The sequence below is a fragment of the Peptoniphilus sp. Marseille-Q6390 genome (assembly GCF_965119475.1).
Genome location: NZ_CBCPLS010000001.1, coordinates 42,482 through 67,049, shown reverse-complemented (window position 1 = coordinate 67,049; position 24,568 = coordinate 42,482). Strand labels below are relative to the sequence as shown.

Annotated in this window: 30 protein-coding genes; 9 read left to right on the top strand and 21 right to left on the bottom strand. The window is 36.5% G+C overall.

Going from position 1 to position 24,568, the window contains the following annotated elements; genetic code table 11:
• The first annotated feature begins 73 nt into the window (after window positions 1-73).
• The 4 genes from ACWPVO_RS00350 to ACWPVO_RS00335 all read left to right on the top strand — a co-directional run bounded on the left by ACWPVO_RS00350 (window position 74) and on the right by ACWPVO_RS00335 (window position 4,569).
• Window positions 74-982, top strand: coding sequence for an FUSC family protein (locus tag ACWPVO_RS00350; RefSeq protein WP_454205797.1), 909 nt, complete (start codon window positions 74-76; stop codon window positions 980-982).
• A complete protein-coding gene (locus ACWPVO_RS00345; protein WP_454205795.1) occupies window positions 982-2,691 on the top strand; it encodes a hypothetical protein in 1,710 nt (569 codons plus the stop codon). The genes ACWPVO_RS00350 and ACWPVO_RS00345 overlap by 1 nt, the downstream gene beginning before the upstream one ends.
• Before the next feature lie 221 nt (window positions 2,692-2,912).
• Window positions 2,913-4,220 (top strand): YjiH family protein, encoded by a 1,308-nt coding sequence (locus tag ACWPVO_RS00340; protein ID WP_454205793.1) that lies wholly within the window; start codon window positions 2,913-2,915, stop codon window positions 4,218-4,220.
• Between the two features lie 103 nt (window positions 4,221-4,323).
• Entirely contained in the window at window positions 4,324-4,569 is a 246-nt protein-coding gene (locus ACWPVO_RS00335; protein WP_454205791.1) for a hypothetical protein, read from the top strand.
• Between the two features lie 17 nt (window positions 4,570-4,586).
• Here the strand turns inward: ACWPVO_RS00335 and ACWPVO_RS00330 are convergent, their stop codons facing one another.
• The 7 genes from ACWPVO_RS00330 to rpsF all read right to left on the bottom strand — a co-directional run bounded on the left by ACWPVO_RS00330 (window position 4,587) and on the right by rpsF (window position 8,831).
• The gene (locus tag ACWPVO_RS00330; protein WP_454205789.1) at window positions 4,587-5,000 is read right to left on the bottom strand and encodes an arsenate reductase ArsC; all 414 of its coding nucleotides are present in this window, start codon (window positions 4,998-5,000) and stop codon (window positions 4,587-4,589) included.
• A 51-nt stretch (window positions 5,001-5,051) separates the two neighbouring features.
• The gene (gene arsB / locus ACWPVO_RS00325) at window positions 5,052-6,092 is read right to left on the bottom strand and encodes an ACR3 family arsenite efflux transporter (RefSeq protein ID WP_195444581.1); all 1,041 of its coding nucleotides are present in this window, start codon (window positions 6,090-6,092) and stop codon (window positions 5,052-5,054) included.
• 26 nt (window positions 6,093-6,118) lie between these two features.
• Entirely contained in the window at window positions 6,119-6,439 is a 321-nt protein-coding gene (locus ACWPVO_RS00320; protein ID WP_250342572.1) for an ArsR/SmtB family transcription factor, read from the bottom strand.
• A gap of 135 nt (window positions 6,440-6,574) precedes the next feature.
• Window positions 6,575-7,594 (bottom strand): copper amine oxidase N-terminal domain-containing protein, encoded by a 1,020-nt coding sequence (locus tag ACWPVO_RS00315; protein WP_454205786.1) that lies wholly within the window; start codon window positions 7,592-7,594, stop codon window positions 6,575-6,577.
• A 170-nt stretch (window positions 7,595-7,764) separates the two neighbouring features.
• The gene (rpsR, locus tag ACWPVO_RS00310; RefSeq protein ID WP_005957053.1) at window positions 7,765-7,989 is read right to left on the bottom strand and encodes a 30S ribosomal protein S18; all 225 of its coding nucleotides are present in this window, start codon (window positions 7,987-7,989) and stop codon (window positions 7,765-7,767) included.
• Window positions 7,990-8,000: 11 nt separating this feature from the next.
• Window positions 8,001-8,537, bottom strand: coding sequence for a single-stranded DNA-binding protein (locus ACWPVO_RS00305; protein WP_060799888.1), 537 nt, complete (start codon window positions 8,535-8,537; stop codon window positions 8,001-8,003).
• A gap of 9 nt (window positions 8,538-8,546) precedes the next feature.
• Window positions 8,547-8,831, bottom strand: coding sequence for a 30S ribosomal protein S6 (gene rpsF / locus ACWPVO_RS00300; protein WP_195444575.1), 285 nt, complete (start codon window positions 8,829-8,831; stop codon window positions 8,547-8,549).
• A gap of 114 nt (window positions 8,832-8,945) precedes the next feature.
• Here rpsF and ACWPVO_RS00295 point away from each other — a divergent pair, with 114 nt between their 5' ends.
• Both ACWPVO_RS00295 and pepT read left to right on the top strand, forming a co-directional pair.
• Window positions 8,946-9,419 carry a methylglyoxal synthase gene (locus tag ACWPVO_RS00295; protein ID WP_454205784.1) on the top strand — a complete coding sequence of 158 codons (474 nt, stop codon included), beginning with the start codon at window positions 8,946-8,948 and terminating at the stop codon, window positions 9,417-9,419.
• Between the two features lie 63 nt (window positions 9,420-9,482).
• On the top strand, window positions 9,483-10,691 hold the full coding sequence (gene pepT / locus ACWPVO_RS00290) for a peptidase T (RefSeq protein WP_454205782.1): 1,209 nt from the start codon (window positions 9,483-9,485) through the stop codon (window positions 10,689-10,691).
• A gap of 57 nt (window positions 10,692-10,748) precedes the next feature.
• Here the strand turns inward: pepT and ACWPVO_RS00285 are convergent, their stop codons facing one another.
• Entirely contained in the window at window positions 10,749-10,892 is a 144-nt protein-coding gene (locus tag ACWPVO_RS00285; protein WP_454205780.1) for a hypothetical protein, read from the bottom strand.
• A gap of 26 nt (window positions 10,893-10,918) precedes the next feature.
• On the bottom strand, window positions 10,919-12,070 hold the full coding sequence (locus ACWPVO_RS00280; RefSeq protein ID WP_454205778.1) for an LCP family protein: 1,152 nt from the start codon (window positions 12,068-12,070) through the stop codon (window positions 10,919-10,921).
• A 97-nt stretch (window positions 12,071-12,167) separates the two neighbouring features.
• On the opposite strand from ACWPVO_RS00280, the gene ACWPVO_RS00275 reads away from it, so the two are divergent.
• Together ACWPVO_RS00275 and ACWPVO_RS00270 are read left to right on the top strand one after the other, a co-directional pair.
• The gene (locus ACWPVO_RS00275; protein WP_454205776.1) at window positions 12,168-12,857 is read left to right on the top strand and encodes a DUF188 domain-containing protein; all 690 of its coding nucleotides are present in this window, start codon (window positions 12,168-12,170) and stop codon (window positions 12,855-12,857) included.
• A 1-nt stretch (window position 12,858) separates the two neighbouring features.
• Window positions 12,859-13,404, top strand: coding sequence for a nitroreductase family protein (locus tag ACWPVO_RS00270; protein WP_454205774.1), 546 nt, complete (start codon window positions 12,859-12,861; stop codon window positions 13,402-13,404).
• Between the two features lie 38 nt (window positions 13,405-13,442).
• Here ACWPVO_RS00270 and ACWPVO_RS00265 read toward each other — a convergent pair whose 3' ends face one another.
• The 12 genes from ACWPVO_RS00265 to ACWPVO_RS00210 all read right to left on the bottom strand — a co-directional run bounded on the left by ACWPVO_RS00265 (window position 13,443) and on the right by ACWPVO_RS00210 (window position 23,347).
• On the bottom strand, window positions 13,443-14,030 hold the full coding sequence (locus ACWPVO_RS00265; protein ID WP_195444566.1) for a response regulator transcription factor: 588 nt from the start codon (window positions 14,028-14,030) through the stop codon (window positions 13,443-13,445).
• Window positions 14,008-15,168: a hypothetical protein gene (locus ACWPVO_RS00260; protein WP_454205772.1), complete on the bottom strand. Its 1,161-nt coding sequence runs from the start codon at window positions 15,166-15,168 to the stop codon at window positions 14,008-14,010. Before ACWPVO_RS00260 ends, ACWPVO_RS00265 begins: the two co-directional genes overlap by 23 nt.
• Window positions 15,168-15,800 carry a hypothetical protein gene (locus ACWPVO_RS00255; RefSeq protein ID WP_454205770.1) on the bottom strand — a complete coding sequence of 211 codons (633 nt, stop codon included), beginning with the start codon at window positions 15,798-15,800 and terminating at the stop codon, window positions 15,168-15,170. Before ACWPVO_RS00255 ends, ACWPVO_RS00260 begins: the two co-directional genes overlap by 1 nt.
• Window positions 15,791-16,492, bottom strand: coding sequence for a hypothetical protein (locus ACWPVO_RS00250; RefSeq protein ID WP_454205768.1), 702 nt, complete (start codon window positions 16,490-16,492; stop codon window positions 15,791-15,793). Before ACWPVO_RS00250 ends, ACWPVO_RS00255 begins: the two co-directional genes overlap by 10 nt.
• A complete protein-coding gene (locus ACWPVO_RS00245) occupies window positions 16,489-17,148 on the bottom strand; it encodes an ABC transporter ATP-binding protein (protein WP_412594196.1) in 660 nt (219 codons plus the stop codon). Before ACWPVO_RS00245 ends, ACWPVO_RS00250 begins: the two co-directional genes overlap by 4 nt.
• 64 nt (window positions 17,149-17,212) lie before the next feature.
• Window positions 17,213-17,359: a hypothetical protein gene (locus ACWPVO_RS00240; protein ID WP_454205765.1), complete on the bottom strand. Its 147-nt coding sequence runs from the start codon at window positions 17,357-17,359 to the stop codon at window positions 17,213-17,215.
• A gap of 169 nt (window positions 17,360-17,528) precedes the next feature.
• Window positions 17,529-18,014, bottom strand: coding sequence for a hypothetical protein (locus ACWPVO_RS00235; protein WP_060799901.1), 486 nt, complete (start codon window positions 18,012-18,014; stop codon window positions 17,529-17,531).
• A 142-nt stretch (window positions 18,015-18,156) separates the two neighbouring features.
• Window positions 18,157-18,645 (bottom strand): GAF domain-containing protein, encoded by a 489-nt coding sequence (locus tag ACWPVO_RS00230; RefSeq protein WP_454205763.1) that lies wholly within the window; start codon window positions 18,643-18,645, stop codon window positions 18,157-18,159.
• A gap of 6 nt (window positions 18,646-18,651) precedes the next feature.
• On the bottom strand, window positions 18,652-20,277 hold the full coding sequence (locus tag ACWPVO_RS00225) for an amidohydrolase (RefSeq protein WP_454205761.1): 1,626 nt from the start codon (window positions 20,275-20,277) through the stop codon (window positions 18,652-18,654).
• 1 nt (window position 20,278) lies between these two features.
• Window positions 20,279-21,676: an APC family permease gene (locus ACWPVO_RS00220; RefSeq protein WP_454205759.1), complete on the bottom strand. Its 1,398-nt coding sequence runs from the start codon at window positions 21,674-21,676 to the stop codon at window positions 20,279-20,281.
• 36 nt (window positions 21,677-21,712) lie between these two features.
• Complete coding sequence (locus ACWPVO_RS00215) at window positions 21,713-23,068, bottom strand: DUF711 family protein (protein WP_454205757.1); 1,356 nt, start codon at window positions 23,066-23,068, stop codon at window positions 21,713-21,715.
• A 9-nt stretch (window positions 23,069-23,077) separates the two neighbouring features.
• On the bottom strand, window positions 23,078-23,347 hold the full coding sequence (locus ACWPVO_RS00210; RefSeq protein ID WP_060799906.1) for an ACT domain-containing protein: 270 nt from the start codon (window positions 23,345-23,347) through the stop codon (window positions 23,078-23,080).
• Between the two features lie 115 nt (window positions 23,348-23,462).
• Between ACWPVO_RS00210 and ACWPVO_RS00205 the strand changes: the two genes are divergently transcribed.
• Window positions 23,463-24,557: a hypothetical protein gene (locus ACWPVO_RS00205; protein ID WP_454205755.1), complete on the top strand. Its 1,095-nt coding sequence runs from the start codon at window positions 23,463-23,465 to the stop codon at window positions 24,555-24,557.
• Window positions 24,558-24,568 lie beyond the last annotated feature (11 nt).

Genomic DNA, 24,568 nt, shown 5'->3' with positions numbered 1-24,568 from the left:
TAAGCCTCCTCTTGATATAATTAGCATAAATAATTGTAGAATTTAATTTTAATTTTCTAAAGGTTGTGATCTTATGGCGATAAAAAATAAAATTGATTACAAGTATATAATAGGTATGCGTACCCTTAAGACTGCTCTTGCAGTTGTCATTGGTCTCTACATTTCCTACCTCTTAGATTTGGACTCAGCCATCTTTGTATCCATAGCCGCAGTGTCAACTATGAAGCCTTCAATGTCTGAGTCACTTGAAGACTTTAAGAAGAGACTCTTTACCTGCGTCTTTGGAGTAATGGTGGGCTACTTCTTCTCAAAAATTTCTGTGGTGGAATATCTTGAGCCCCTAATAGCAGGCCTTGGAATTCTACTTACAATTTACATCTTAGTAGTTGTGAAGATGAAGGACATGACTCAGTTATCCTGCATAGTTTTTGTGGCAAGTTTTTGCTCTAACTCCGACAAGTTTTATTACGCAACAAACCGTATCATTGGTACTGTTATTGGTATCATAGTTGGAGTCTTGGTAAATTATTTTATATCCTCACCCAATGTCTGGGAAGATTTTATTCTTGCAGCGAGAAGCTGCTACAGGTCAAGCAACTTGGTCTTGAAACAAATTCTTTCTGGAGAAAAAGTTGACCTAAGTGAATTTAATAGAGAACTTGCAAGTGCCACAAAGCTCTATAAACTTTTGGAGAAGGAAGCTGACACCCCCTTCCAGTACAGATACAAAAAGATTTCACGTGAGAAGAGAATTATGTCTTTAATCGAAAGCATTTCTGTTAGGCTTGAAGTCGTTGAGAATATGGATGCTGACCACTTTAGTTTTGAAGTTTCACAAGAAGCTCTAAAGAGATACGACCTAGAGGAAGAATATTCCTCTGACTTAGATGTGGAGGACAGGGTCTACAACTACCACATTGAATACATTTTAAAATACATGGACCAACTTAAGGAAGAAATCGAAAATATAAAGGTGAAATAATGAAAAAAGATAAAAAAGAAATTTTTGAAATAGCTAGAAAGCTTTTAAAAGAGTCTACAATTGGCTTTAGGAACTTTCTAAAAAGAGATGAATTCGCCCCCATGAGGGAAAACCCCTACATCATGGGTAGGAGTGACGAAGATCTTGCATCCTTTGTCTTATTTGACTTCCAAGACTTCTATCCAAATTCTGACAGAGTTCTTAGAAATCTTTTAGAATCTCAGGGCCTTGATGAGTTTACAATAGAAAGAATGAAAAAAATCTTGAGGGACTCCTATGTTTCTCTCTTTAATATAGAAAAAAAAGATGACCACTACCTATTCTATGACTGCATCTTAGATGAATATATAGAAGTAGAACTTGATAAGGGGATTGAACTTTTTAAAAGCACTAAGGGGCTTGTTAGGGTCTTTGGCGAAGAGGAGAGAAAGATGGTCCTACAAGTTGTACAAATGATGGACGATAAATATTTCTTCGCCTTCCAAAGCAATTTGAAAAATTTATTTGACCACATAGAAGAAGAGTTCGGTCCCTTTGAATTAAATAGGGGCTTTATAAAGAGGGACTTTTTAAATCTCCTTGCAGTCTATGAAGTGACCTACGAAAACTTAAAGGAAGAACCCGACCTAGACGATTATGCCTATTATGAGTTTGAAGAACTCCTAGACTCCTTTGAGCCAGAGGACCTTAGAGTTGCACAGAACCTTGACTACTACAAAAAGTTATTCCCTGGCTCCAACGAAGATATAATAATAGGATTTATTATAAGATTGTTCTCGAAGATTTACTTCAATATTCTTGCAGAAGAAGGCAAATCCTTTGGAGACTACGATCTTGACTACAAAAGGATCTTCAAGGACCTAGCTGAGTCTGGCGAGTTTTTAAATCAAGAAGAGCTAGCAAACTCTATAGACTTCCTAATTATTTTCTACTCAAAACTTGCCCTACTTGGAAGACCTGTTAGATCAATGCTAAGTGATTTAAGAGAAATCCAAGAAAATATTTTTTATTATCTTGACCTCTTAAAGAATAGCCAAGATGGTTTCTATTACGATGACAACATTTTAAATATCTTGGCAAAAAATAAGAAGGCCGTTTTCTCTAACAAGTTTATAGAAAATTTTGACAACTTTATCGAGTTCTTGGACATGAATTATGTAAGTGTCTTAAAGTCTGGCGACCTTTCCCCTGCCAAGCTACGAGAGTTTGTTGACTCCCTTGGCATCAGTCCTATAAAAGAAGTAAAAACCTATAAAAATTTCCACTTCCCCCTAATTGAACTCTATCTCAACTTTATGATAAAGAAATACCTAACCCTAATAGATGGAAAAGGCGAGAAGGAAGAAATCTATCTAACAGACACAGCAGACAACTACTTGGTCTTTGACGACATTACAAAACTTGCAATTTGGATTGAAGCCTTAACAAATAAGAACTTCTTGAAGTCCTCCTTTGGCAATAACTATGAAAAGTACAAGGCCTTTGTCATAGAATTGATAAAAGACCTAGCTGAAGACAAGACCACGAGATTATATGAACATGAATTTAAAAGCTTTGAGCTATCTCTAATAACTATACTCGAAGACCTTGGCATTATAAGAGAAGAAATCGCAGAAATAAAAATTACAAACTTTGGAAGAGACATCTACGACTACTTCAGGACTGAAGAAGCAAACTTCAACAACGTCATAGAAGTTGACTTCAAATAATAAATTTGGACCTGGTTAGCCAGGTCTTTTTTATTGAACTCAATTCAACAGGTGATTTTTTTAAATAGTCAAACAAAAAATTCTTTATATCCTTCTAAAGTGTTACAAATAAAAAGTTTCATAAAAACACAGAAAACCTTTACCTTAAATATTGCTGTGCTATAATAAAGTAAAAGGATAGTTATTTGATAAACTTTTATTATTTTAAAGGAGGAATAATAATGGAAACTAAAAAATTTAATTCGAAGGACATCTTGATGTTCGTTTTATATGCACTATTTGGAATTTTCATGTTCTTCGTGCCAATTAAAATTGGAGAGGCTAACACCATCCCTATTGACCACTTAACATCTTTTGTTAAGAAGGCACCAAATTATAATTTAATCTTTGGAGTTTTCATGGTAATAACTGGTATAGTTTATGCAATTAAGACAAAGTCATGGGAAAAAAGTAAACTTCACATGGTTTTCTTTGCACTAAAATTAGTTGCCCTTGTCTTTGTGTTTATGTATTTAACAAATAAGGGACCAGCAAGAATATTTGACAAGGATATGCTTCCGCTTATTTGGAATGGAATCATGGTATCTGTAACAACAATTGTGCCAATTGGTTCAGTCTTCCTTGCTTTCTTGACAGGCTTTGGACTTATGGAATTCATTGGAGTTTTCATGGAACCTGTAATGAGACCAGTATTTAAAACACCTGGTAGATCAGCAGTAGATGCCGTTGCATCCTTCGTTGGTTCTTATTCATTAGCACTTTTAATCACAAACAGAGTTTACATGGAAGACACTTACACAAAGAAAGAAGCTGCAATTATAGCAACAGGATTCTCAACAGTTTCTGCAACTTTTATGATTATCGTAGCAAAAACCCTTGACCTAATGGATTACTGGCTAGCTTACTTCTGGATTACACTTATTGTTACTTTCATAGTAACAGCAATCACAGCAAGAATCTTCCCACTTAACAAGAAGCCACAAGAATATTATTCAGGCAAGGAATATGTACCAGAAGAAAAGAAAAAAGTTACTTTCGCTGATGCCCTTGATGCAGGTATGACAGCTTATAAAAACGCTGACTCCCTAGGAAAGGTTATAAAAGACAACTTTATCGATGGTTTTAAAATGGCGCTTAACATCGCCCCATCTCTTCTTGGCGTGGGTATGATTGGACTTTTGCTTGCAGAGTACACTCCAATCTTTGACATCATCGGCTACATCTTCTATCCATTTACACTAATCACCAAGGTGGAAGAACCACTTATGGTTGCACAAGCTCTTGGAATGAGTATTGCAGAAATGCTTCTTCCAGCACCACTTGTAGCAGAAGCTGGCCTTGGCCTAATAACAAAAATGCTAGTTGCTATAGTTTCTGTATCAGAAATCCTATTCTTCTCAGCATCAATCCCTGTTATGATGGGAACAGAAATACCTCTAAAATTCTCAGATTACATTATCATCTGGATCGAAAGAGTTATTTTAAGTATAGTAATTTCAATGCCAATACTTTATCTAGTATTTAGATAATTTCTTTAATAAAATAATAGAAATGAGGGACCCATGAGGTCCCTTTTTTATTTGTCTTTACATAGAGTTTACAAACTCTTGTTATCATTAACTTGATAATAGTATGAAATTTTTATTCCTAACAAAATCAATATTTTATATTAGCTTAGAATTTTTATTTGCCTATAAGTTAGAAAAATCAAATAATTTAAATCGAAAATATTTCTATCTCTTGGCAAGTTCTATAATAATCTTTGAAATAATAAAAATAAAAAATTATAATTTTGACTTTTGGGACAGGCAAGCTCTTGGATTTTTGCTTGGATATTGTCTTTACTCTTTTATAAAAAATCAAATAAAAAAAGACTAGCCTAAGCTAGCCTCTTATTAAAAATTATATTTTCCCTCTAAAATATCTTCCCTTAAATTTTTTATATTCTTTTCTATTTTATCTATAACTATTTTAAAATCTTCATCACTCTTCCCAGATGGGTCCTCTAATCCCCAATCATCCTTATATTTCGCTTCTAAAAAAGGACAATATACTTCACAGCCCATTGTTATGGCAATATCAATGGGAGGAAGCTTGTCAAGAGTTTTAGGCTTTTGACTTATTTCCATGTCAATATTATAAATTTCCTTCATCAACCTAGTTGCATCTTCATTTATTATATCCTTTGTTTCTGTGCCAGCAGAATAAGATTCAAAAACATCTCCTGCCAAAAGCTTTCCTAGTGCTTCTGCAATTTGACTCCTACAAGAATTGTGGACACAAATAAAAGCAACTTTTGCCTTCTTCATTTTACTCCCCTCCAAATGCTTATAAATAATTTTTAAATAATCTTATAACTTTTAAGGAAAAAATTTCCTAGTATTATTTGCAACATTAACAAGAAATAACATGACAGGAACCTCTGTCAGAACCCCAACAGTGCATGCAAGAGATGCCGCTGAACCTACACCAAATAGTGCAACAGCAACTGCCACCGCTAACTCAAAAAAGTTTGAAGCTCCAATTAATCCCGCAGGCGCAGCTATCTTAAAAGGTAATTTTAAGAATTTAGAAGCTAAATAAGCAATTGTAAATATAAAAATTGTCTGCAATATTAAAGGTATCCCAATTAAAATAATGTGAACTGGGTTTTCAACAATTACATCTGCTTGAGAAGAAAAAATTAGGACAAGTGTAAGTAGGAGACCAATAGTTGTTATTCCGTCAAATTTATTGACAAATTCTTCTTCAAAATAATCTTTTCCTTTTTTCCCTACAACGTATTTTCTTGTAACAACACCTGCAAGTAAGGGCACTGCAACAAATAGCAAGACACTTACAAGCAAGGTCTTATAGGGAACAATTACATTAGAAACTCCAAGCAAAAATTTCACTATAGGAATAAATGCAACAAGTATAATTAAATCATTTGTGGCAACTTGCACAACAGTGTAGGCTGGGTCTCCCTTAGTAAGGGTGCTCCAAACGAATACCATTGCAGTACATGGGGCTGCCCCAAGCAAAACTGCTCCAGCAAGATAGTCCTTGGCAAGATCTTCTGGAATCAAATTTTTAAATATTATAAAGAAAAATAAGTAAGAAATCCCAAACATAGTAAAGGGTTTAATAAGCCAATTAGTAACCCATGTTACAAATAAGCCTTTGGGGTTTTTCCCAACTTCTTTTATACTTTCAAAATCTACCTTTATCATCATGGGATAGATCATTATCCAAATAAGGATTGCTATGGGAACAGAAATACCCTCAACTTGTAGACTGGATACAAAGCTTGTCATTTGCGGAAAAAATTTCCCCAAAAAAATCCCAACTCCCATGCATAGCAATACCCATAAGGTCAAATACCTTTGAAAAAAATTAATATCTTCTCTTTCTCTCTTCATCTCTTTCCCCCTAATTTTTATAAAAACTATTCTTGAGTCTTGCAAATACAATCTTCAGTATTTGTAGATATCTCATCAATAAAATTTTTTACATCCTTTAAACTATCTTCTTTAAGCTTGTAATAAATATTTTTCCCATCTCTTCTAGACTCTACAAAATTAGCTTCCTCCAACTTTTTCATATGACTTGAAAGAGTTGGCTGACTTATATGAAAATATTCTAAAATTTCGCAGGCACACAAGTCTCTACAAGACAAAAGGTCTATAATTTGAAGTCTCTTTGGTTCACACAAAATCTTTATTTTTTTAGAAAACTCAATATATTTATCCATATTTTCATTTAACACAAGCCCACCTCCCTAAATATTATACATAACACATTGATGTGTGTCTATGTGTTGTTTAAAAAAATTTTTTAAAAGCCTTTAAATAAAAAAAGACTAGCCTGAGCTAGTCTCTATAACTTAAATATTTTAGTAAGCTTAATCGTAATGCGTGTCAAGAGTCTTTAAAAGTTTTTCAATTTCACTCTTATCAGCCTTTATAAACTTTATCTTTTTAGGATGTGCCACAATATTCTTAACTTCCTTTAACATTTCAGGAGCGTTACCTTGATAGTGAAGCGGAAGACTAAAATAATTAAAAGTCCCATCGAAGTTTAAATAATAATCAAAATGTTCAAGCCCTGCCATACATGGACCAGAAGCTAGACCCAAGAGTTCTCTTTTGTACTTCTCGTCCTTTTCATAATCATCATAGCTTGACATAGATTCACCTCTTTCAGTTACACCTATTCCAAGTCCATACTCTCTAGGATATAAAAATGGATTCTTATTTAATTCAGAATCAAAAGATTGTCCAGCTTTTGTAAAAGATAACCAGGCAAGACATCCTTCAACCTCACCATTCTTATATCCATTGAAAACTTTTGAAGGCATTTCTCTCATTCTTTTTTCATAATTAGACTTTTCTTCATCAGACTTGCCTGCCATGTCCTTATTGTAAAGATAGTCAAGACCAAGTGGGTCTAAGACTTCCTTCTTTTCTTCTTTTATCTTATTAGTGTCATAGCCCTCGCCAATTACAACAACTCTCTTGTCCTTGTCCCAGTCAACCCTTTCGCCAAAGGCTTCAGCTATTGCCCTTAGGGGAACAAAAGTCCTGTCGTCTTTAATAAGAGCAGGTGCATCAAGTTCAATCTTCCTGTCAACATTTGCCGAAATATCTTCCATAAACTTTCCACCAATAATAAGAGAAAACTCATTTCCCTTTTCATCCTTAATGTTAACAGATCTCTTGGCACCATCCCAAGTAACTTCCTTTCCAAGATTTTCAGAAATCACCCTAAGAGGCACCATAGTCCTCTCTTGATAAATGTAGGGAGCCACATCAGACTTGATAACTTCCCCCTTCATCCAAATCCTAATGTTAGAATTTGCAGTGACAAAAGTTGGGATAGCAAGAGCCAAGATCGATGCTCCCAAAATAAATTTCTTCTTCATAAAATCCTCCTTTTTTAAAATTTAAAATATTTTACTAATAAGTCTCTTTAGTATGATTATACATTAAAGAAATTAAATTTAAATTAAAATATAGGATTTAAAATTTCCAATTAGATATTTCCAATAAAAAAAACTGCTGGGTTACTACCCAACAGTTTAAATCATATTAATTAGTCAGCGCTATATGGAAGAAGTGCAATTTGTCTTGCTCTCTTGATAGCTACTGTCATTTCTCTTTGATGTTTAGCGTTTAAGCCAGTGATTCTTCTTGGAAGAATCTTTCCACGGTCAGAAATATAATTTCTTAGTGTTTCAACATCTTTATAGTCAATTTTTTTAGTCTTATCTTTTTCAAAAGGATCTACTTTTTTCCTTCTGCCAAATCTTCTTTGCATTTTTACCCTCCTTAAAATGGAATATCGTCATTATCAACAGGGAAAAATCCATCGTCATCGTTATCGCTCTTTGAAAAATCATTTTCGTAAGCAGAATTTACTGGTCCTGGGCTAGCCATGCCAGCTTGATTGAATCCACCTTGGTTTTGGAAGTTGTTTTGATTAAATCCAGCTTGGTTTTGGTTAAAGCCACCTTGTGCTTGTCCCCCACCTTGGCTAGATCCAATAAATGTAAGATTATTTACTACAACGTCTGTTGTGTAAACTGTTCTTCCATCTCTTTCGTAACTTCCAGTTTGGATTCTACCTTCGATTCCAATTTGGCTGCCTTTTTTGTGATAGTTTGCTATAAGCTCAGCAGTAGCTCCAAAAGCTGTACAAGATACAAAGTCAGCAGTTGGCTGATTGTTAGCTTGTGCTTCTTGTCTTTTTTGCTTGCTTAATCTTCTATCTACGGCAACTGTAAAACGACACATTGCTGTGCCAGTTTGTGCGTAACGAAGTTCGGGATCTCTCGCTAATCTTCCGATTAAACATACACTATTCATAAAAACTCCTTAGTCTTCAACCTTGATAATCATTTGTCTCATTACTGGGTCCATGATTTTCGCTACTCTGTTGATTTCAACTATATCTTCTGCTTTTGTTTCGAATTCATAGAAAATATAGTAAGCTTCTTTTTTGTAGTCGATTGCGTAAGCTAGTTTTTTCATTCCCCATTCATCAATGTTATTGATTTTTCCGTCTTTTTCGATTACTTTTTTAAGTCTATCGAAGGAAGCATTTCTTTTTTCTTCTTCCACTTCAGGATAAAACATAATCACCGCTTCGTATTTATTCATACTTTCACCTCCTTATGGTCTTCGGCATAGTATTTAAACTATGCAAGGATTTCAATCTTTGATATTATATATTAAAGAAATTGCTTAGTCAAGATTTTATTTAAAGAGGTATTTATGGAAGTTAAATCTATTAAAGTTAAAGAGAAAAAGACTATCGCCCTTGTTGCCCACGACCACAAGAAGAAGGAACTTCTTGATTGGGTGAAGAGGCACGAAGATGAACTAAGAGGTCACAAGTTTATTGGGACAGGAACAACTGCAGCCCTTATCTCACGCGAGACTTCTCTCGACGTCAAAAGACTTGTGTCAGGTCCCCTAGGTGGAGACCAACAACTTGGCGCCAAGATATCAGATTCACAAATTGATATTTTAATTTTCTTTTGGGATCCCCTTGAGGCACAACCTCACGACCCAGACGTCAAAGCCCTCTTAAGAATTTCAACTCTCTACAACATTGCCCTTGCTACTTCAGCAACAACTGCCGACTACATCTTGTCATCCCCAATGTTTAGTGAAGAGTATGAAGTAGAAATTTTGGACAATGAATATTCTGTGGAAGACAGAATTTCAAAAAATGATTTTGATTGATTAAAATTAAGGCGACCCTCAGTCGCTTTTCTTTGTGATAAAATATTTTTATTGGAGGTTATTATGACAAATATGTTAGATAGATTTTTAAAATACGTGTCTTTTGAGACAACAAGCGACGAGGCTTCAGGCACTTGCCCATCAACTGAGAGGCAGCTAGCCCTTGGCAATTATCTAGTGGAAGAGCTAAGCTCTCTTGGTATCGAAGCAGAAATTGATGGGAATGGTTACGTCTATGGAAGGATCCCTGGCAGGGTCAAGGCAAAGAAAACTGTGGGCTTTATTGCCCACATGGACACAGCTCCCGACATGTCTGGAAAAGATGTCAAGCCAAGAATTATAGAAAATTATGACGGAGCTGATATTAAACTAAATGAAGATTTTACAACAAGTGTGAAGGACTTTCCTTTCTTAAAAGACTTAAGGGGACAAACTATAGTAACTACTGATGGAAATACCCTACTGGGGGCAGACGACAAGGCAGGCATTGCAATTATAGTTTCTGCTGTGGAAGAGCTTTTAAAGGACAAAGATGCAAGCTATGGGGACATAAGGATTGCCTTTACTCCTGATGAGGAAATTGGCAGAGGGGCAGACAAGTTTAATGTCAAGGACTTTGGGGCAGACTTTGCCTTCACTGTTGACGGTGGACCTCTTGGCGAACTTGAGTATGAAACCTTTAACGCAGCTTCATGCAAGGTGGAAATCCAAGGGAAAAATGTTCATCCAGGTTCTGCCAAGGACACTATGGTGAACTCTCAACTAATAGGAATGGAATTTAATTCTATGCTCCCTGTTAACGAAAGACCTGAATACACAGAAGGCTACGAGGGCTTCTCCCTTCTTCTTAGCATGGAAGGTTCTGTTGAGTCCACAAGGATGTCCTACATCATCAGGGACCACTCAAGGGAAAAGTTTGAAGCTAGGAAAAAATTATTTGAAGAAATTGCTGACTTCTTAAATAAAAAATACAATGATAGGATAAAAATTGAAATCAAAGACCAATACTACAACATGAGGGAAAAACTTGAGGACCACATGGAAATTATCGACTTGGCAAAGGCTGCCTTTGAAAGGGCAGGGGTCGAGCCAAAGATTGGACCAGTGAGAGGTGGAACTGACGGTTCAAAGCTTTCCTTTATGGGGCTTCCAACTCCCAACATCTTCACAGGCGGCTACAACTACCACGGTCGCTACGAGCTTGTGAGCCTTGACCAAATGGAAAAGTCTAAGGAAGTTGTAAAAAATATAATAAAAATTTTGGCTGAATAAGTCATTAATCACCAGGCGACTGGTGATTTTTTTTATTTTTTATGAGGTACTAGGTTTTTATTTTTGAATTCTTATGATCTTATAAGTTTTTATGAAATTATGAGTTTTTATAAAGTCATAAACTTTTATGAAGTCGTAAACTTTTATAAATTCATAAACTTCTACAAGGTCATAAGCTTTTATAAAGTAGTAAGAAGTCACAAAAAAAGAACCCTCTCGGGGTTCCTTTAAATTTTATTTGATGTAGTTTTTGAAGATGTCTTTGAAGTCTTATTAGGATTTGAATTTTCATTGGAAGGCTCGTCTTCATGAATTGCCTCTTCCTTTAACTTATCCCTAAGCTTCTTGTCTCTCATCTTTTGTTCAGCTTCTGCCCTCTCTGCCTCTGTCATATTTGCAAGCTCTTCTTCTGTGTAGTCCCTTGGCTCTTCTCCTTGGACCTCAGAATTATTTCTAAGTCTTTCTAGTTCAGATGCAACATACATAGCGTCCTTCTTGTCAACAAAGTAAAGAGGAGACCCTTTCTTTGTGCGACCTGGTGCTGTTGTCATGCCTATATTTTCCCTATCAAGAGTTACACCATAGTAGGCAAGGTAGGAAAGTTGTCCGTAGTTCATATCAGTTTCAATGTGCTTGTTGGCAATGGAAACTAATTTCGGAAGCTTAAGAAGCATCCTTGGTGACTTCATCTTGTCGAAGATCTTCATTATAAAACCTTGTTGGGCCTTAATCCTGTCAAGGTCTTGGTCCTTGTAAATTTTTCTAATTCTAAGATATTTAACTGCATCTTCTCCATTTAATAGGTGAAGTCCCTCTTCAAAATTAATTACAAGAGGCGGTATAGTTGAAGGATCTGTGTACTTGTAGGCTGGAGTGTAAACTTCCACACCACCAATGGCATCAACAAGTTCCTTTACTGCCTCGTAGTTAACTGTTACATAGTGAGAAATTTTTATACCCAAAAAGTCTTCAACGCTGGAAACTTGTAGATCAATTCCACCACGAGAGTAGGCTGCATTCATCCTGTAGTTGTCATAACCCTTTAACTTGTAGTATGTATCTCTAGGTATGGATAGGAGTCTAACCCTGTCGTATTTTGGATCAATTGATAGGAGCATAATGGTGTCTGCCCTCTTGGAGTCCTCGTCCTTTTCATAAGTAACTTCGCTTGAATCAATTCCAACTAGAAGGATGTTTACAATGTCTTCATCCTCGTTAAAGATAGAAATTTTTTCTGGCTCTTGCACTTGATCTTTATTTTTAATTTTGTTTTCGTTAGCTAATTTTTGTCCTCTTGGTGCAAATATAAAGGTAAGTCCCAAAGCCCCAAGGAGGAGTACAACAGTAAGGAATACAAATATTCTGTAAATATATTTCATATTAACCTCCTAAACTAAGTCTATATAAAATAAGACAATATTTCAATACTTTTATTATTGTGCTAGCTAATCTTGCCCTTTGGGGTAAAATATAAGTATGAAAATATTATTAGATGCAGATGGTTCGCCCATAAGAAAAATAGTTGAAGATCTCTCAAAAAAATATGGGGCAAGACTGGTTACTGTAAAAAATTATAGCCAGGACTTCAAGCCATCCTATGGTCAAGTCGTGGACGTAGACATATCCAAGGAAGCCGCCGACATCTATATAGCCAACCACGCAAGACAGGGTGACCTCGTCATAAGTAATGACAGGGGACTTGCCTCTCTTGGACTTTCTAAGTGTGCCAGGGTCCTTGACTTTCAAGGTGACTTTGTGGATGACGATAACATCATGAGCCTACTTGCCAGCCGTCACTTCAACAAGAAAATGAGAGATAGGAATATTTACTCTAATATTCCTAAGAGGGAAAAATCGCTAGACCAAGATTTTTATAGGTCACTAGATAAATTTTTGGAGGGAAAAAATATGTTAACACTTTTTGTTTCAAGTCTTTGCCCAGACTGTCCACCGGCAATAGAAGAAATTAAGAAGAAGGAAATCAAATGTGAAATTGTGGATATAACTTCTTCTATGGCAAGTCTCAAAAGATTTTTAAAGGAAAGAGACTTCTCAGATGCCTTTGATGAGATTGTAGAAGAAAATCGCGTTGGGGTCCCTTGCCTTATGCGTGATGATGAATTTTTCTTCTTTGATGGAGACTTGGATGAATTTTTAGGAGGATGAAATGGAGTTTAAAGATTTTATAGATTTAGCAAAAGTCAGACAGTCCTGCAGGTCCTATGACCCTGACAGAGAAGTTGAAGTTGAAAAACTCGAAGCCTGCCTTGAAAGTATGAAGCTCGCTCCTTCTGCCTGCAATGCTCAGCCTTATTTTTATTACCTTGTGTATGGAGATGAGGCAAAAAACATTAAAGAACACTTGCAACTAGGGACAATGAATTCTTTTGCCAAGGATGTAAATGCCTTTGCCATAGTGACAGAAGAAAATTACAACCTAACTGCTAAGATTGGGTCTTCTGTCAAGGACCAAGACTACAAGTCCATTGACATTGGAATTTCTGCAGCCTACTTCACAGCAGAAGCAACTACTCTTGGACTTTCAACTTGCATCATGGGTTGGTTTGACGAAGACAAGCTCAAAAAATACCTTGGCACTAGGTCGAGAATTAGACTTGTCATCGCCATAGGTTACGCCAAGGATGACAAAATTCGCGATAAAAAAAGAAAATCTTCTGACGCAATTTATAAAATCATATCAGAAGATAAGTAAATTTATGACTAGGTCTTTATGGCCTAGTTTTTTTATTTTTACATAAGGGGCCTGATGTAGCCAAGCTCAAGGGCAATCTTGTAGGCTTCAATAGCGTTCTTGGCACCTAGCTTTGCGTAAATATTTGCAAGATGATTGTAGAGGGTCCTCTCGCTGATGTAAAGCTTGTCTGCAATTTCTTTTTTGGTCAAACCACTTAGAACTTCTAGCAAAATTTCTTCTTCTCTTTTTGTAAGAGGCTCAATTGTTTTTTCCTCATCATCAAAAGAAATTTTTTCATCCTTGTAGACCTTCTCTAGTCTTTCTATGACCTCATCCACATCAAGGGACTTGTTTATAAAGTCTATAGCACCCTTTTCCAAAGCAAGTCTCTTGTAATTTATCATGTCGTAAGAAGTCAAAATCACAATTTTTTTATTTTTATCATGAATTCTGTCTAAGATGTCGAAGCCTGTTTCCTCTTCCTTTAGGTTTATGTCCAAGAGGATGATGTCGTAGTCTCCCTCTACTTCTTCGTAAAAATTTTTTATGCTACTGGTGTAGGTGCAAGAAATCCCCCTCTCTTCCAAGAGGACTTTCAGGCTCTCGCCAAAAATTTTGTGGTCATCTAATAAAAGAATTTTCATCTCTGTACCTTCTTATTTTTATTCTCGTGTAAAGACTTCCGTCCCTGTCCTCGTAGGCAATTTCTCCTTCCTTTGTCCTAATTAACATCTTCAAAAGAAGGACTCCCCTCTTGGAGTCTTGGATGTTTTTAAAGTCTTCTTCTCTCATGCCGTCGCTTTCAACTTCCATAAGTATAAAGTCCTCATCTTCATAGAGCCTGTAAAAAATATAGGTAGCCTCTGAATGCTTGTAGATGTTGTTGACAAGCTCCTTGGTAATTGTCGAGATAAGTCTAACTTCTTCCTTGCTTGTGTTATCTCTTAGGCCATCAGAAATTTTTTGGTCTATCTTAGTTTTCTTCTCTGGATAAAGGCTGGCAAGATTTTCAAAAACTCCTTGGATGTTTTCTTCTATGCTAAAGTCCTCAAAGAGCCTAGTTTGATAGAACTTCATTATCTCCCTAAGCCTTCCATTTAAGTTGGTAAGAATATCTCTTGCCAGGTCCACTCTCGGTTCTGCCAAGCTTAAATAATTTTTAGCAGCAAAAATATCTTGGAGGACTTCATCATGGATAAGTCTTGCAAAGTTCTCGCGTTCCTCGCCAAGGTATTCGGACATATAAAAAAGTTTAAAGACTTCTTCATAGACATCTTCCCTGTCCTTTAAGAAGAGGAAGAACAAGAGGCAGTAGGCAAAAAATATTATTTGGTAGAAAATATGGATCACTGGCCCATCAAGGTCCAGGAGATAAATTATGACCGTGAATACGAGTAGAAGGACAAGACTTGCCACCTGGGTCATCTTCCTTGAAACTGGAAGGACGCTAATGTGTCTAGCCCTATTAGGTCTTAGGTTCTTCTTAATATAAAATAGACTGGTTACAAGTCCCAGGCCCATAAAAATTATTGGACTTAAATTTTTATTTAGGGCCAGGGCAAAAAGGAAAAAGGAAAGAAAAATAAAGGCTCCGTGGCTTTTCTTGTCTTCTTCCTTGCTTATCTCTGTGTGAATAAATCCGTAAATAGTCCCTATTATTAAGAAGCTCATTAGGTTCAAGAGGGCCTGGTTGTCTATTAGGTCCCCAGCTTTATAAAGCCAAGCCCAATAAAAAATTAGGGCAAATTGGCAAATTATAATTTTTAAAATTCTCTTCCCCATCAAAAGTAGGTCACTCCAATTCTCTCCTTATTCGTCCTAAGGGCAACAAAAATATTTATAGCAATTAAAATTAAAAACTTGCTTATCAAGTACAATTTTATCATAGAAGTAAAAATATAAATATTGATTGAGACCATTAAGATGAGGATGCCAAGAAGAATTATCTTGTTTTGGATCCCCGCCATCTTGTTCATGTTCTCTGTGTTTAAAATTTTTAAAATTAAAAAATTTGTGTAGAGGCCTGATGTAAGTAAGAAGTTAAAAATTTCAGGGACCCCAAGCCTTGCCTTAAAGACAAAAAATATGAAGGCTGGCAAGAGTGTAATAAGACTTGCTAAGTAAATGGCTCCAAAATATTTTATGACTAGGAACTTTATCCCAAGGCCATTGGCAAGGACAAACTCAATCTTCTTCCTCGCCTTGTCCTCTTGGAGGGTCCCCTTAGAAAACTCAAGGGCAAAAATTAAAAACAAGATGGCAAGACCCTCTGTCCCCATAAGTCTTGATAGGCTTGTGCCTTCTTCAAGAGAAAAACTTGAAAGGAAGGTAAAGACCAGACCAAAAAATCCCATTAAGAGGGCATTCTTGTCCAAGCTCTTCTTTAGGTCGAGACCAATTAATTTTAAGACCAAAGAGCGCTCACCTCCATGACCCTCTCGTTATTCATCTTCCTATATTGGTAAAGGGAATAGGCACCTAAACCAAGTCCGAGAATTACATTTACAAGAATTAAAAAGATATTTAAGTCCAAGTTTATAGAGCCTAGGAAATTTAAAATCCTTCCAGAAAAATTTCCCAAGAGATAAATGCCAAGACTTGTGCTAAAGAAAACTATATTTTTGAAAAACTTAAAATTCTTCCTATACATTGCCATGACATTAAGGGTCAAGATCAAAAAATAATGAAGGCCTATGCATGAAAGGTAGAGGGCGACAAAGGACTTGCCCAAGTTACAAATTACATAAGTTCCAAAAAAAATTACAAAGGAAGAAATAGATGAAATCCTCCAATTTTCTATGGAGTAAGCCTTGATGATTTCTCTAACGTCAAGTCCAGTCCCAAGCAAAAACTCCAGCCTTCCACTTAGCTTGTCCCTGAGACTTAAATTCACAAGGATGGTGTTGGACCCAATTATCCCAAAACCAAGTATGAGGGCGTAGGTCATGAGGATGATAAAATCCTCTCCCTTGTACGCAAAAAGAAATTTGTAAAGACCGATAAGGTAGGCAAAGGTGATGACAAGAAATAAAACTGTGTTGATGATAACTTCCTTGTCCCTAAAGATTAGATATCTGGATGCCTTGTTTAAAGCCTTGTCTTTCATTTTGATCCCTCCTCAATAAATAAGTCTTCAAGACCTTCTCCAAGCTGAGAAACTTCCTTGGTGAATAAAATTTTTCCATCCTTAATCATGGTCACAAGGTCTGCAACTTTTTCAATCTCTGACAAGTCGTGAGAAGTTATGACTATGGTCTTGCCTTGGTCCTTTAAAATTTTTATAATTTTTCTAATTTCAACTCGAGATAGGGGATCAACTCCCGAAGTGACTTCGTCTAAGAAGATGATGTCCCTATCCATTAGGACAATGATGAGAAGAGATAGCTTCCTCTTCATCCCCTTGGAGTAAGTTGACACCTTCCTATCTAGGTCCTCAGTGATGCCCAAGATGTCAGCGTAGGCCTTGTAGCCCTCCTTGCTAAAATTAAAGTAGAGAGAATAAATATTTATATTTTCTATCCCAGTCTTGTCCTCATAGAGGTAGTCATTTTCAAGGAGCATGGCATAGGATCCCTTGACTTCCACATGGCCCTTGCACTTGTAAATTCCTGTCAGGATCCTCAAGAGACTTGTCTTGCCAGATCCATTGGGCCCTACAAGGGCGTGGACTGTCTTTTCCCTTATAGACAAAGAAAAATCACAAAAGACTTCCTTGTCCTTAAAGGCCTTCTCAATATTTTCAACAATGATTATGTCTTTCATATTGCCTCCTTAGCTTGCAAGTCTCCTGTGATTTTATTTTTTTATTAAGCTTTATTTTTTAATTTTAATAATTCAAAAACTTTAAGATGGATCCCAAAAATATTAGGATGATGCCCAAGTATTTTTTCTTCTTGTCTTTATCATCAAGAGAACTTGCAAAAATATAAATTCCAACAAAAATAATAATGTCTGATAATCTAAAGTGTTTCATTTCTAACTCCATTCTAATTTTTTATGGTCATAAGTTCATGAGTAATAACTGCAAATCTTTATTTATTTTCGATTATACTGTTTTTATATTTGCTTGTAAAATTAAACCCCCAAAAGAATTTTTTGGGGGTTAACTTTCTAATTATTCAATTGACGAGTAAATATAGATCTTATTCAGGTGCATTTAATTTGATATTTTCTTCAATACCTGTTGGGTCGCCCTTCTTAGCTTTTTCTAACATTTTAGCGAAATATTCTCTTGTTGCATCATCACAAGAGGCTTCTGACATATAAGGCATTTTCTTTGCTTTTTCTAATTCTCTTAAGGCTTTTTCGGCTCTTTCCGGATCAGTTTTGTAGGTATTTAACCATTCCTTTTCCCAAGCAGCTTCCCAATACATACTTGCTCTTGTGTTTCCAAATCCTTTTTGGTAGACTGAGCCGTCTTTCTTCTCGTCGATTTCTTTTGGCACTTCGTATCCTTCTGGCCAAGTAAGATTTTTGCAAGTTTGGGCAAATTCATTTTGGATTTCTTCATAGGATACCATTCCTGTTGAATAGTCTGCTGCATTTGCTTTACTGCAAGCAGCTAATCCTAAAGCTAATACTCCTACTAAAACAATTGAACTTATTTTTCTTTTAAGATTTCTTTTCATTTTTTTACTCCTTATCTTTAATAATTTTTATGCCCTAAGTATAGCAAGTAAAAATTACAAATCTTCTAAATAATTCATACAAGAAATCAAAAAAAGACTTACAATTTTATAATAAAAAAGAGGAGGCTTAACCTCCTCTAATTTATTTAGATAATTCTTCTTCCATGGACCTTACAAGCTCTTTAAATTTTTCTTCTTCAAGACTTGTAAAGCGACCTAGGCTTGGTGAGTCTAGGTCCAGGACTCCAATGACTTCATTATTCACAATAAGAGGCAAGACTAATTCTGAATTAGATGCCGAGTCGCAGGCAACGTGACCTTTAAAGTCGTGAACATTTTCTATCCTCATAACTTTTTTATCCTTCCAGGCTGCCACGCAAACTCCTTCCTCAGCAAGTCTTGTGCAGGCAGGTAGACCTTGGAAGGGTCCTAGGACTAATTCATCTTCTCTTACAAGATAAAATCCTGCCCAGTTTAAGTCTTCCACCACATTAAATATTATGGAAGAGATGTTTGCCATCATGGCTATCATGTCGGCCTCAGTTTTTATTGTGGCTTTACCAAAGTCCACCATATAGTCAAGTCTTTCCTTATTGTTTAGATTTTCTATTCCCTTAATTTCTAAAGTCATATTTCCTCATCTTTTATAAACTACATTTCCGCCAACCACTGTCATCCTTGGTTTAATGTCCTTGATATCCATTGGGTCAATTGTAAAGATGTCCTCGTCTAAAACTACAAAGTCAGCCAAGAAATCTTTTTTGATCCTTCCCTTGATGTCTTCTTGGAATTCTACATAAGCAGATTCTACTGTGTAGGCATCAATGGCCTCGTAGATATCTACGCACTCCTTAGGATAAAATCCTCCTTCAGGATTTCCCTTCTTGTCCTTACGAGTTACTGCCATGTAAATATTTGGGAAGGGATTTAGGTTTTCAACTGGGGCATCAGTTCCATAGGCAACGTGAGCACCAAGGTCCTTTAGGCTCTTGAAGGCATAGGATGTTGATGCAAGTTCTTTGCCACACCTGTCTTCCACAACCTTCATATCGTAGTCCAAGAAGATTGGTTGTGCCATTACACAAATGTCATCTCTTGCAATTCTTTCAACTAATTCTCTATCAGTGATTTGGCAGTGAACGAGAGTGTGGCGAAGTTTGTTTTCTCCATCGACAAAGGAATCTTCATAACACTTAACTGTATCTTCAATGGCCTTGTCCCCAATAACATGAGTTATAACTTGAAGGTCGTTTTCTGATGCAAGCTTGACATACTTTCTCATCTCTTCGTCCTTGATCCAAGGAAGTCCGTGATTGTCCTTGTCATCATTATAGCCATTACGCATTAGGGCTGTCCTTGCACCAAGGGACCCGTCCTTAAATAACTTCAAGGGTCCAAGCTTTAAATAATTTGTGTCATATTCCTTGTCCTTATTAGAGTATTCTCCGTCAGACAAATATTTTTCAAATTCTCCAAAGTCGTTAAAGCAAACTTGGTGTCTGTATCTAATTTTTTTATTTTCCTTGTAGATATCCTTTAAAAGTTTAAAGGCCACAGGTCCATTCATAAAAGTTGTACCAACATCATTGGATTGAACTGATGTAAGTCCACAAGATACTGCGTAGTCCATAGTTTCTATTAGCATTTCACGTCTTTCTTCGAGAGTGAAGTCAGGTATTACATCCTTGGCAAAGTTGCAGGCATTGGCTGTGTAGACCCCACTAGGATATCCGTCATCGCCAATTAAAAATTCGCCGTCGGGATATTGTGGGCTGTCCTTTGTAAGTCCAAGGATTTCTATAACCTTGGTGTTTGATGAAACTATGTGGCCGCAAACTCTTTCAAGAACTATAGGAATTTCTGTAGAAATTTTATCTAAGTCAAAGCGATTTGGTATCCTCTTGTCTCCCTTAAAGAAGTCTTGGTTCCAACCAAGGGCATGGATTCCCTTTTGGCATCTCTTAGGATTTTTCTCCATAAAAAGTTTACATCTTTCAATCATTTCTTCAATGGATTCAACTCCTTCGATGTCAACTTGGTTCATGCTTTCGCCAAATTGCATAAAGTGAAGGTGGGAGTCGTTGAGGCCAGGTATAACTGTCCTGCCCTCAAGGTCAACTTTTTCTACGTCAGTTTGGTCATATTTTTTTACAAGGTCCTCTGTTTTTCCAACTTCTTTTATAAATTCTCCTTCAAGGTAGATCGCCTCTTGAAATTCATCTCTATTGACATAAACTTTTCCGTTGTAAAATAATTTTTTCATCTTATCCCTCATTTTTCTCTCTTTTAAGTTTAGCATCAAAAATCATATAAGTGATTGCACCAAGGATTGGGACTATAAGTCCAGTAAGTCCTGTGATTGGATCTTCAATTGCACCTTGGATAACAAGTCCTGCAAAAATTAGGGCTGTAATAACTACAGACACAGGGTAGAACCAAACCTTGTAAGGCCTTTCAATCTTTGGATATTTTTTCCTAAGGATTGGAACACATAAAATTGTAAGAACTGAGAAAATCATTCCAGTGATTACAACCATGTTAGTAAGTTGGTCAAGGTTTGATGAAAGCACAAGTAGGCAAGAGAATACACATTGTACAATCATTGGGGCAGTTGGAACCTTATACTTTGGATGAAGTTTTGCAAAGGACTTGAAGAAGTGACCTTCAACTGCCATGGCATAGTACATCCTTGGTTGAGCAAGAATAAGTCCGTTAAGAGTTCCAAACATGGCAAGAATCATGCCGGCACTAACAATTATTACTCCTGCGTGACCAAATACTCTCTTGGCAACTTCTGTTCCAAGATATAAGTCGCCAGAATCTATCATTGACACGATTTCTTCGTGAGGTATAACCTTCATTATTGCAAAGTTAAATAGAGTGTAAAGAACTGTGATACCACCAATACCAACTATTAGGGCAAGAGGTAGGTTCTTGTGAGGCTCCTTTATCTCTTCTGCAACTGTGTTCAAGTTAGTCCATCCTTCGTAGGCCCAAAGAGTTGCAACAACAGCTATGGCTATCATGCCAAAGATATTTGTTCCACTTGTCCTTGAGTATTCAAAAGCTGTTCCAAGACTTAAGTCTGGGCTAACCTTACCTACAAAGAGGGCTGCTATCATTACTAATCCAATGGGAACAAGCTTTGCAACCATGGATAGGTTTTGTAAAATTGCTGAAGCTTTAACGCCAAGCATGTTATAGATAGTTAAAATAATTATCAAAGTTATGGCTGCCATCTTAATTCCAAAGTCAGAAATTTCAAAGAAACTTTTGAAAACTGACATCAAGGCAATGGCAACTGCGGCAACGGAACCTGGTCCACCAACTAACCAGTCAGTAAAGCCAGAAATAAATCCAACTATTGGGTGGTAGGCTTCGTTTAAGTAGACAATTCTTCCCCCAGCCTTTGGCATGGCAGTACCAAGTTCTGCATAGCAAAGACCACCAAATAGGGTGATAAGTCCACCAATAATCCAACAGATAAGGGCAAGACCAGAGTTCATGCCCGTCCTTTGTAGAACATAGGAGCCAAGATAGAAGATACCTGATCCTATCATGATCCCACCAATAATACTTACGCCACCAAAGACACCAATTTCTCTATTAAACTCAGTGGTCTCTGTGGTTAATTTTTCAATGTCCTTTGAATTATTATTCATAACACACCTCTTTCTTTTTTCTTCTCTTATTAATTTTTAGTTTTTAAAGCTGTGAACTGGGGCTGGTATATATCCACCACGGTTTGCAAACCTGTCAGCACTGCCTGGATGAACTGGGACAATAGGAGCAGATCCTAATAGGCCACCAAAGGTTGCCTCGTCGCCAACACCTTTGCCAATAACAGGTATAAGTCTAGCAGCTGTAGTCTTTTGGTTAATAATTCCAATCATGGCTTCGTCAGCAATAATTGCAGCAATAGTAGTTGCCTTTGTGTCTCCTGGGATTGCAATCATGTCAAGTCCAACAGAGCAAACGCAAGTCATGGCTTCAAGCTTATCAAGGCCAATGTGACCATTTCTTGCAGCTTCAATCATTCCTTCGTCTTCACTCACTGGTATGAAGGCACCAGATAGGCCACCAACGTGGTCAGATGCCATGATGCCACCCTTTTTGACAGCGTCATTTAACATGGCAAGGGCTGCAGTAGTTCCGTGACCACCTGCAAATTCAACTCCAATTTCTTCTAGGATTCTTGCAACGGAATCTCCTATTGCTGGAGTTGGAGCAAGGGATAAGTCGATTGTTCCAAAGGGAACTCCAATTTTTTGGGCAACTTCAGTACCAATTAATTCTCCAAGTCTTGTAATCTTAAAGGCTGTCTTCTTTATAGTTTCTGAAACAACGTGGAAGCTTTCTCCCCTAACCTTTTCTAGGGCATACTTAACAACACCAGGACCAGAAACTCCAACGTGAAGGACTACATCGCCCATTCCAACTCCGTGGAAGGCACCTGCCATAAAGGGATTGTCCTCAACTGCGTTGGCAAAAACAACAAGCTTAGCACAACCAATGGAGTCTGCGTCTTTAGTTAAGTTTGCAGCTTCTACAATTTTTTCTCCCATTAGCTTAACTGCATCCATGTTGAGACCATTTTTTGTTGTACCAACATTTACTGAAGAGCAAACTTTTTCTGTTTCAGCAAGGGCAGCAGGAATTGAGTTTATTAAAATTTCATCAGCAGGAGTCATTTCTCCATGAACTAGGGCAGAGTAACCACCGATGAAGTCTACGCCAATTTCCTTTGCAGCAGCATCAAGAGTCTTTGCAAATTCTATGTAGTCTTTATCATCAGTTGCACCAGCGATTAGGGCAATTGGTGTAACAGAAACCCTCTTATTTACAATTTCAACACCATACTTGTGACCAACTTCGTTTGCATATTCAACAAGGTGCTTGCCATACTTTGTTATCTTGTCGTAGATCTTCTTGCGGGCAGTATCCCCGTCCTTGTCTATGCAATCTAGTAGCGAAATCCCAAGAGTAACTGTCCTAATGTCAAGGTTCTCTTGGTCCAGCATTCTTACAGTTTCTAAAATTCTTTGTCTATCCATGTCTGCTCCTTAAATTTGGTGCATCTTGTCAAAGATACCTTGGTGTTGAACTCTTATAGAAAGGTCTAGTTCCTTGCCAAGTTCTTCATAAGCGTCAACAACTTCTTGGAATTCAACGTTCATCTTAGTTAAATCAACAATAACAATCATTGTGAAGTAATCATCTAAAATTGTTTGAGTGATATCAACAATGTTTAAGTCAAATTCCACCATCTTCTTTACTACTTCATATACAATACCTATCTTGTCACTACCTATTACAGTTATAACGGCTCTCATAATTTCCCCCTTAAATAAAATTACAACTATTATACCATAATTTAAGACTCTAAGACCCCATTTCTTGTTGTATTTAACCTAACTTTATTATAATATCTACTTAAAGGAGGTAGACATGAAGAAATTTAAATTTATTGTTATTTCATTAATTGCAATTATATTTTTTACAGGATGTAATAAAAATAAAATTTCCAATGAAGAAAAAATAGCTGAAAAAAAGAAAATAGAAGAGTCAGAAAAATTTAGAAAAGATTTGAGATATAAGGAAGAGTTAGCCAGGGATAAAATTTCAAAATTATACATATATAGGGAAAATAAAAAAGAAAAAACTCAAGCTTCAGAGATTGTGGGAGAATTCAGCACTTTCGACTATATGAGAGTTTTAAAAAATTCTGAACTTACAGATGAAAGTGTGAATAAAAGTGAAAATATCTCGGGAGATATAATAATTTCCAATCCTTCAAGGAAGATAAAGCTCTCCAGGAAAAAAGAAGATGGAATATATAGAAATGAAGAAATCAAAAAAATCTCTTCAGTAATTATAAATTCAGAAGAAAATTTAAGGGACAAGGCCCTAGGCCTTCTACTTTCAAATCAAGTCCAAAATATTGAAACTATGAAGAATCCAGGCGACTACCAAGTTTATTACACTCATCTAGTTAAGGACTTCTTTGAAGATGGCAAATTAATTTTTCTTGCGACTGTAGTTAATCAAAATTATTCCTACAAGAATGGAATTTTTAATAGCGAATCTGGCTACACTAGTCCTATGGAACTTCGCTATGTCTTAGATCAAGATAAAAATTTTGTCTTTGATGAAAAGATTGAAGCTATGGATGGGGCAGGCTATGGACCTTCTATTCAAAAAATGGCTAGGGGTGACGATGACATCTCTGGCAAGTTGATGTTTGCTGATGAAGTAAAAGAAAATTATGATAGTTTAATGGAAGAATTATTTTACAAGGCTCAGGAAGAGGGCCTAAAGGACTTCACCCACAAGCTTGAAGATATTCCTGGCTATGAAAAAGATGTAGTCTACATCGAAAAGGGACCAAACCATATTCCAGGTACAATAGAAATAGCCAAGAAAAAAGACTACGAAGAAGCAAAGGAGAAAGTAGGAAAAGAAAACTGGACCTATTGTGAGGGAGTAGTTTATCACAAGGCCACTGGCATCGCTGTAAATGGCATAATTGATTATTTTGAATAAAAATAATTTAA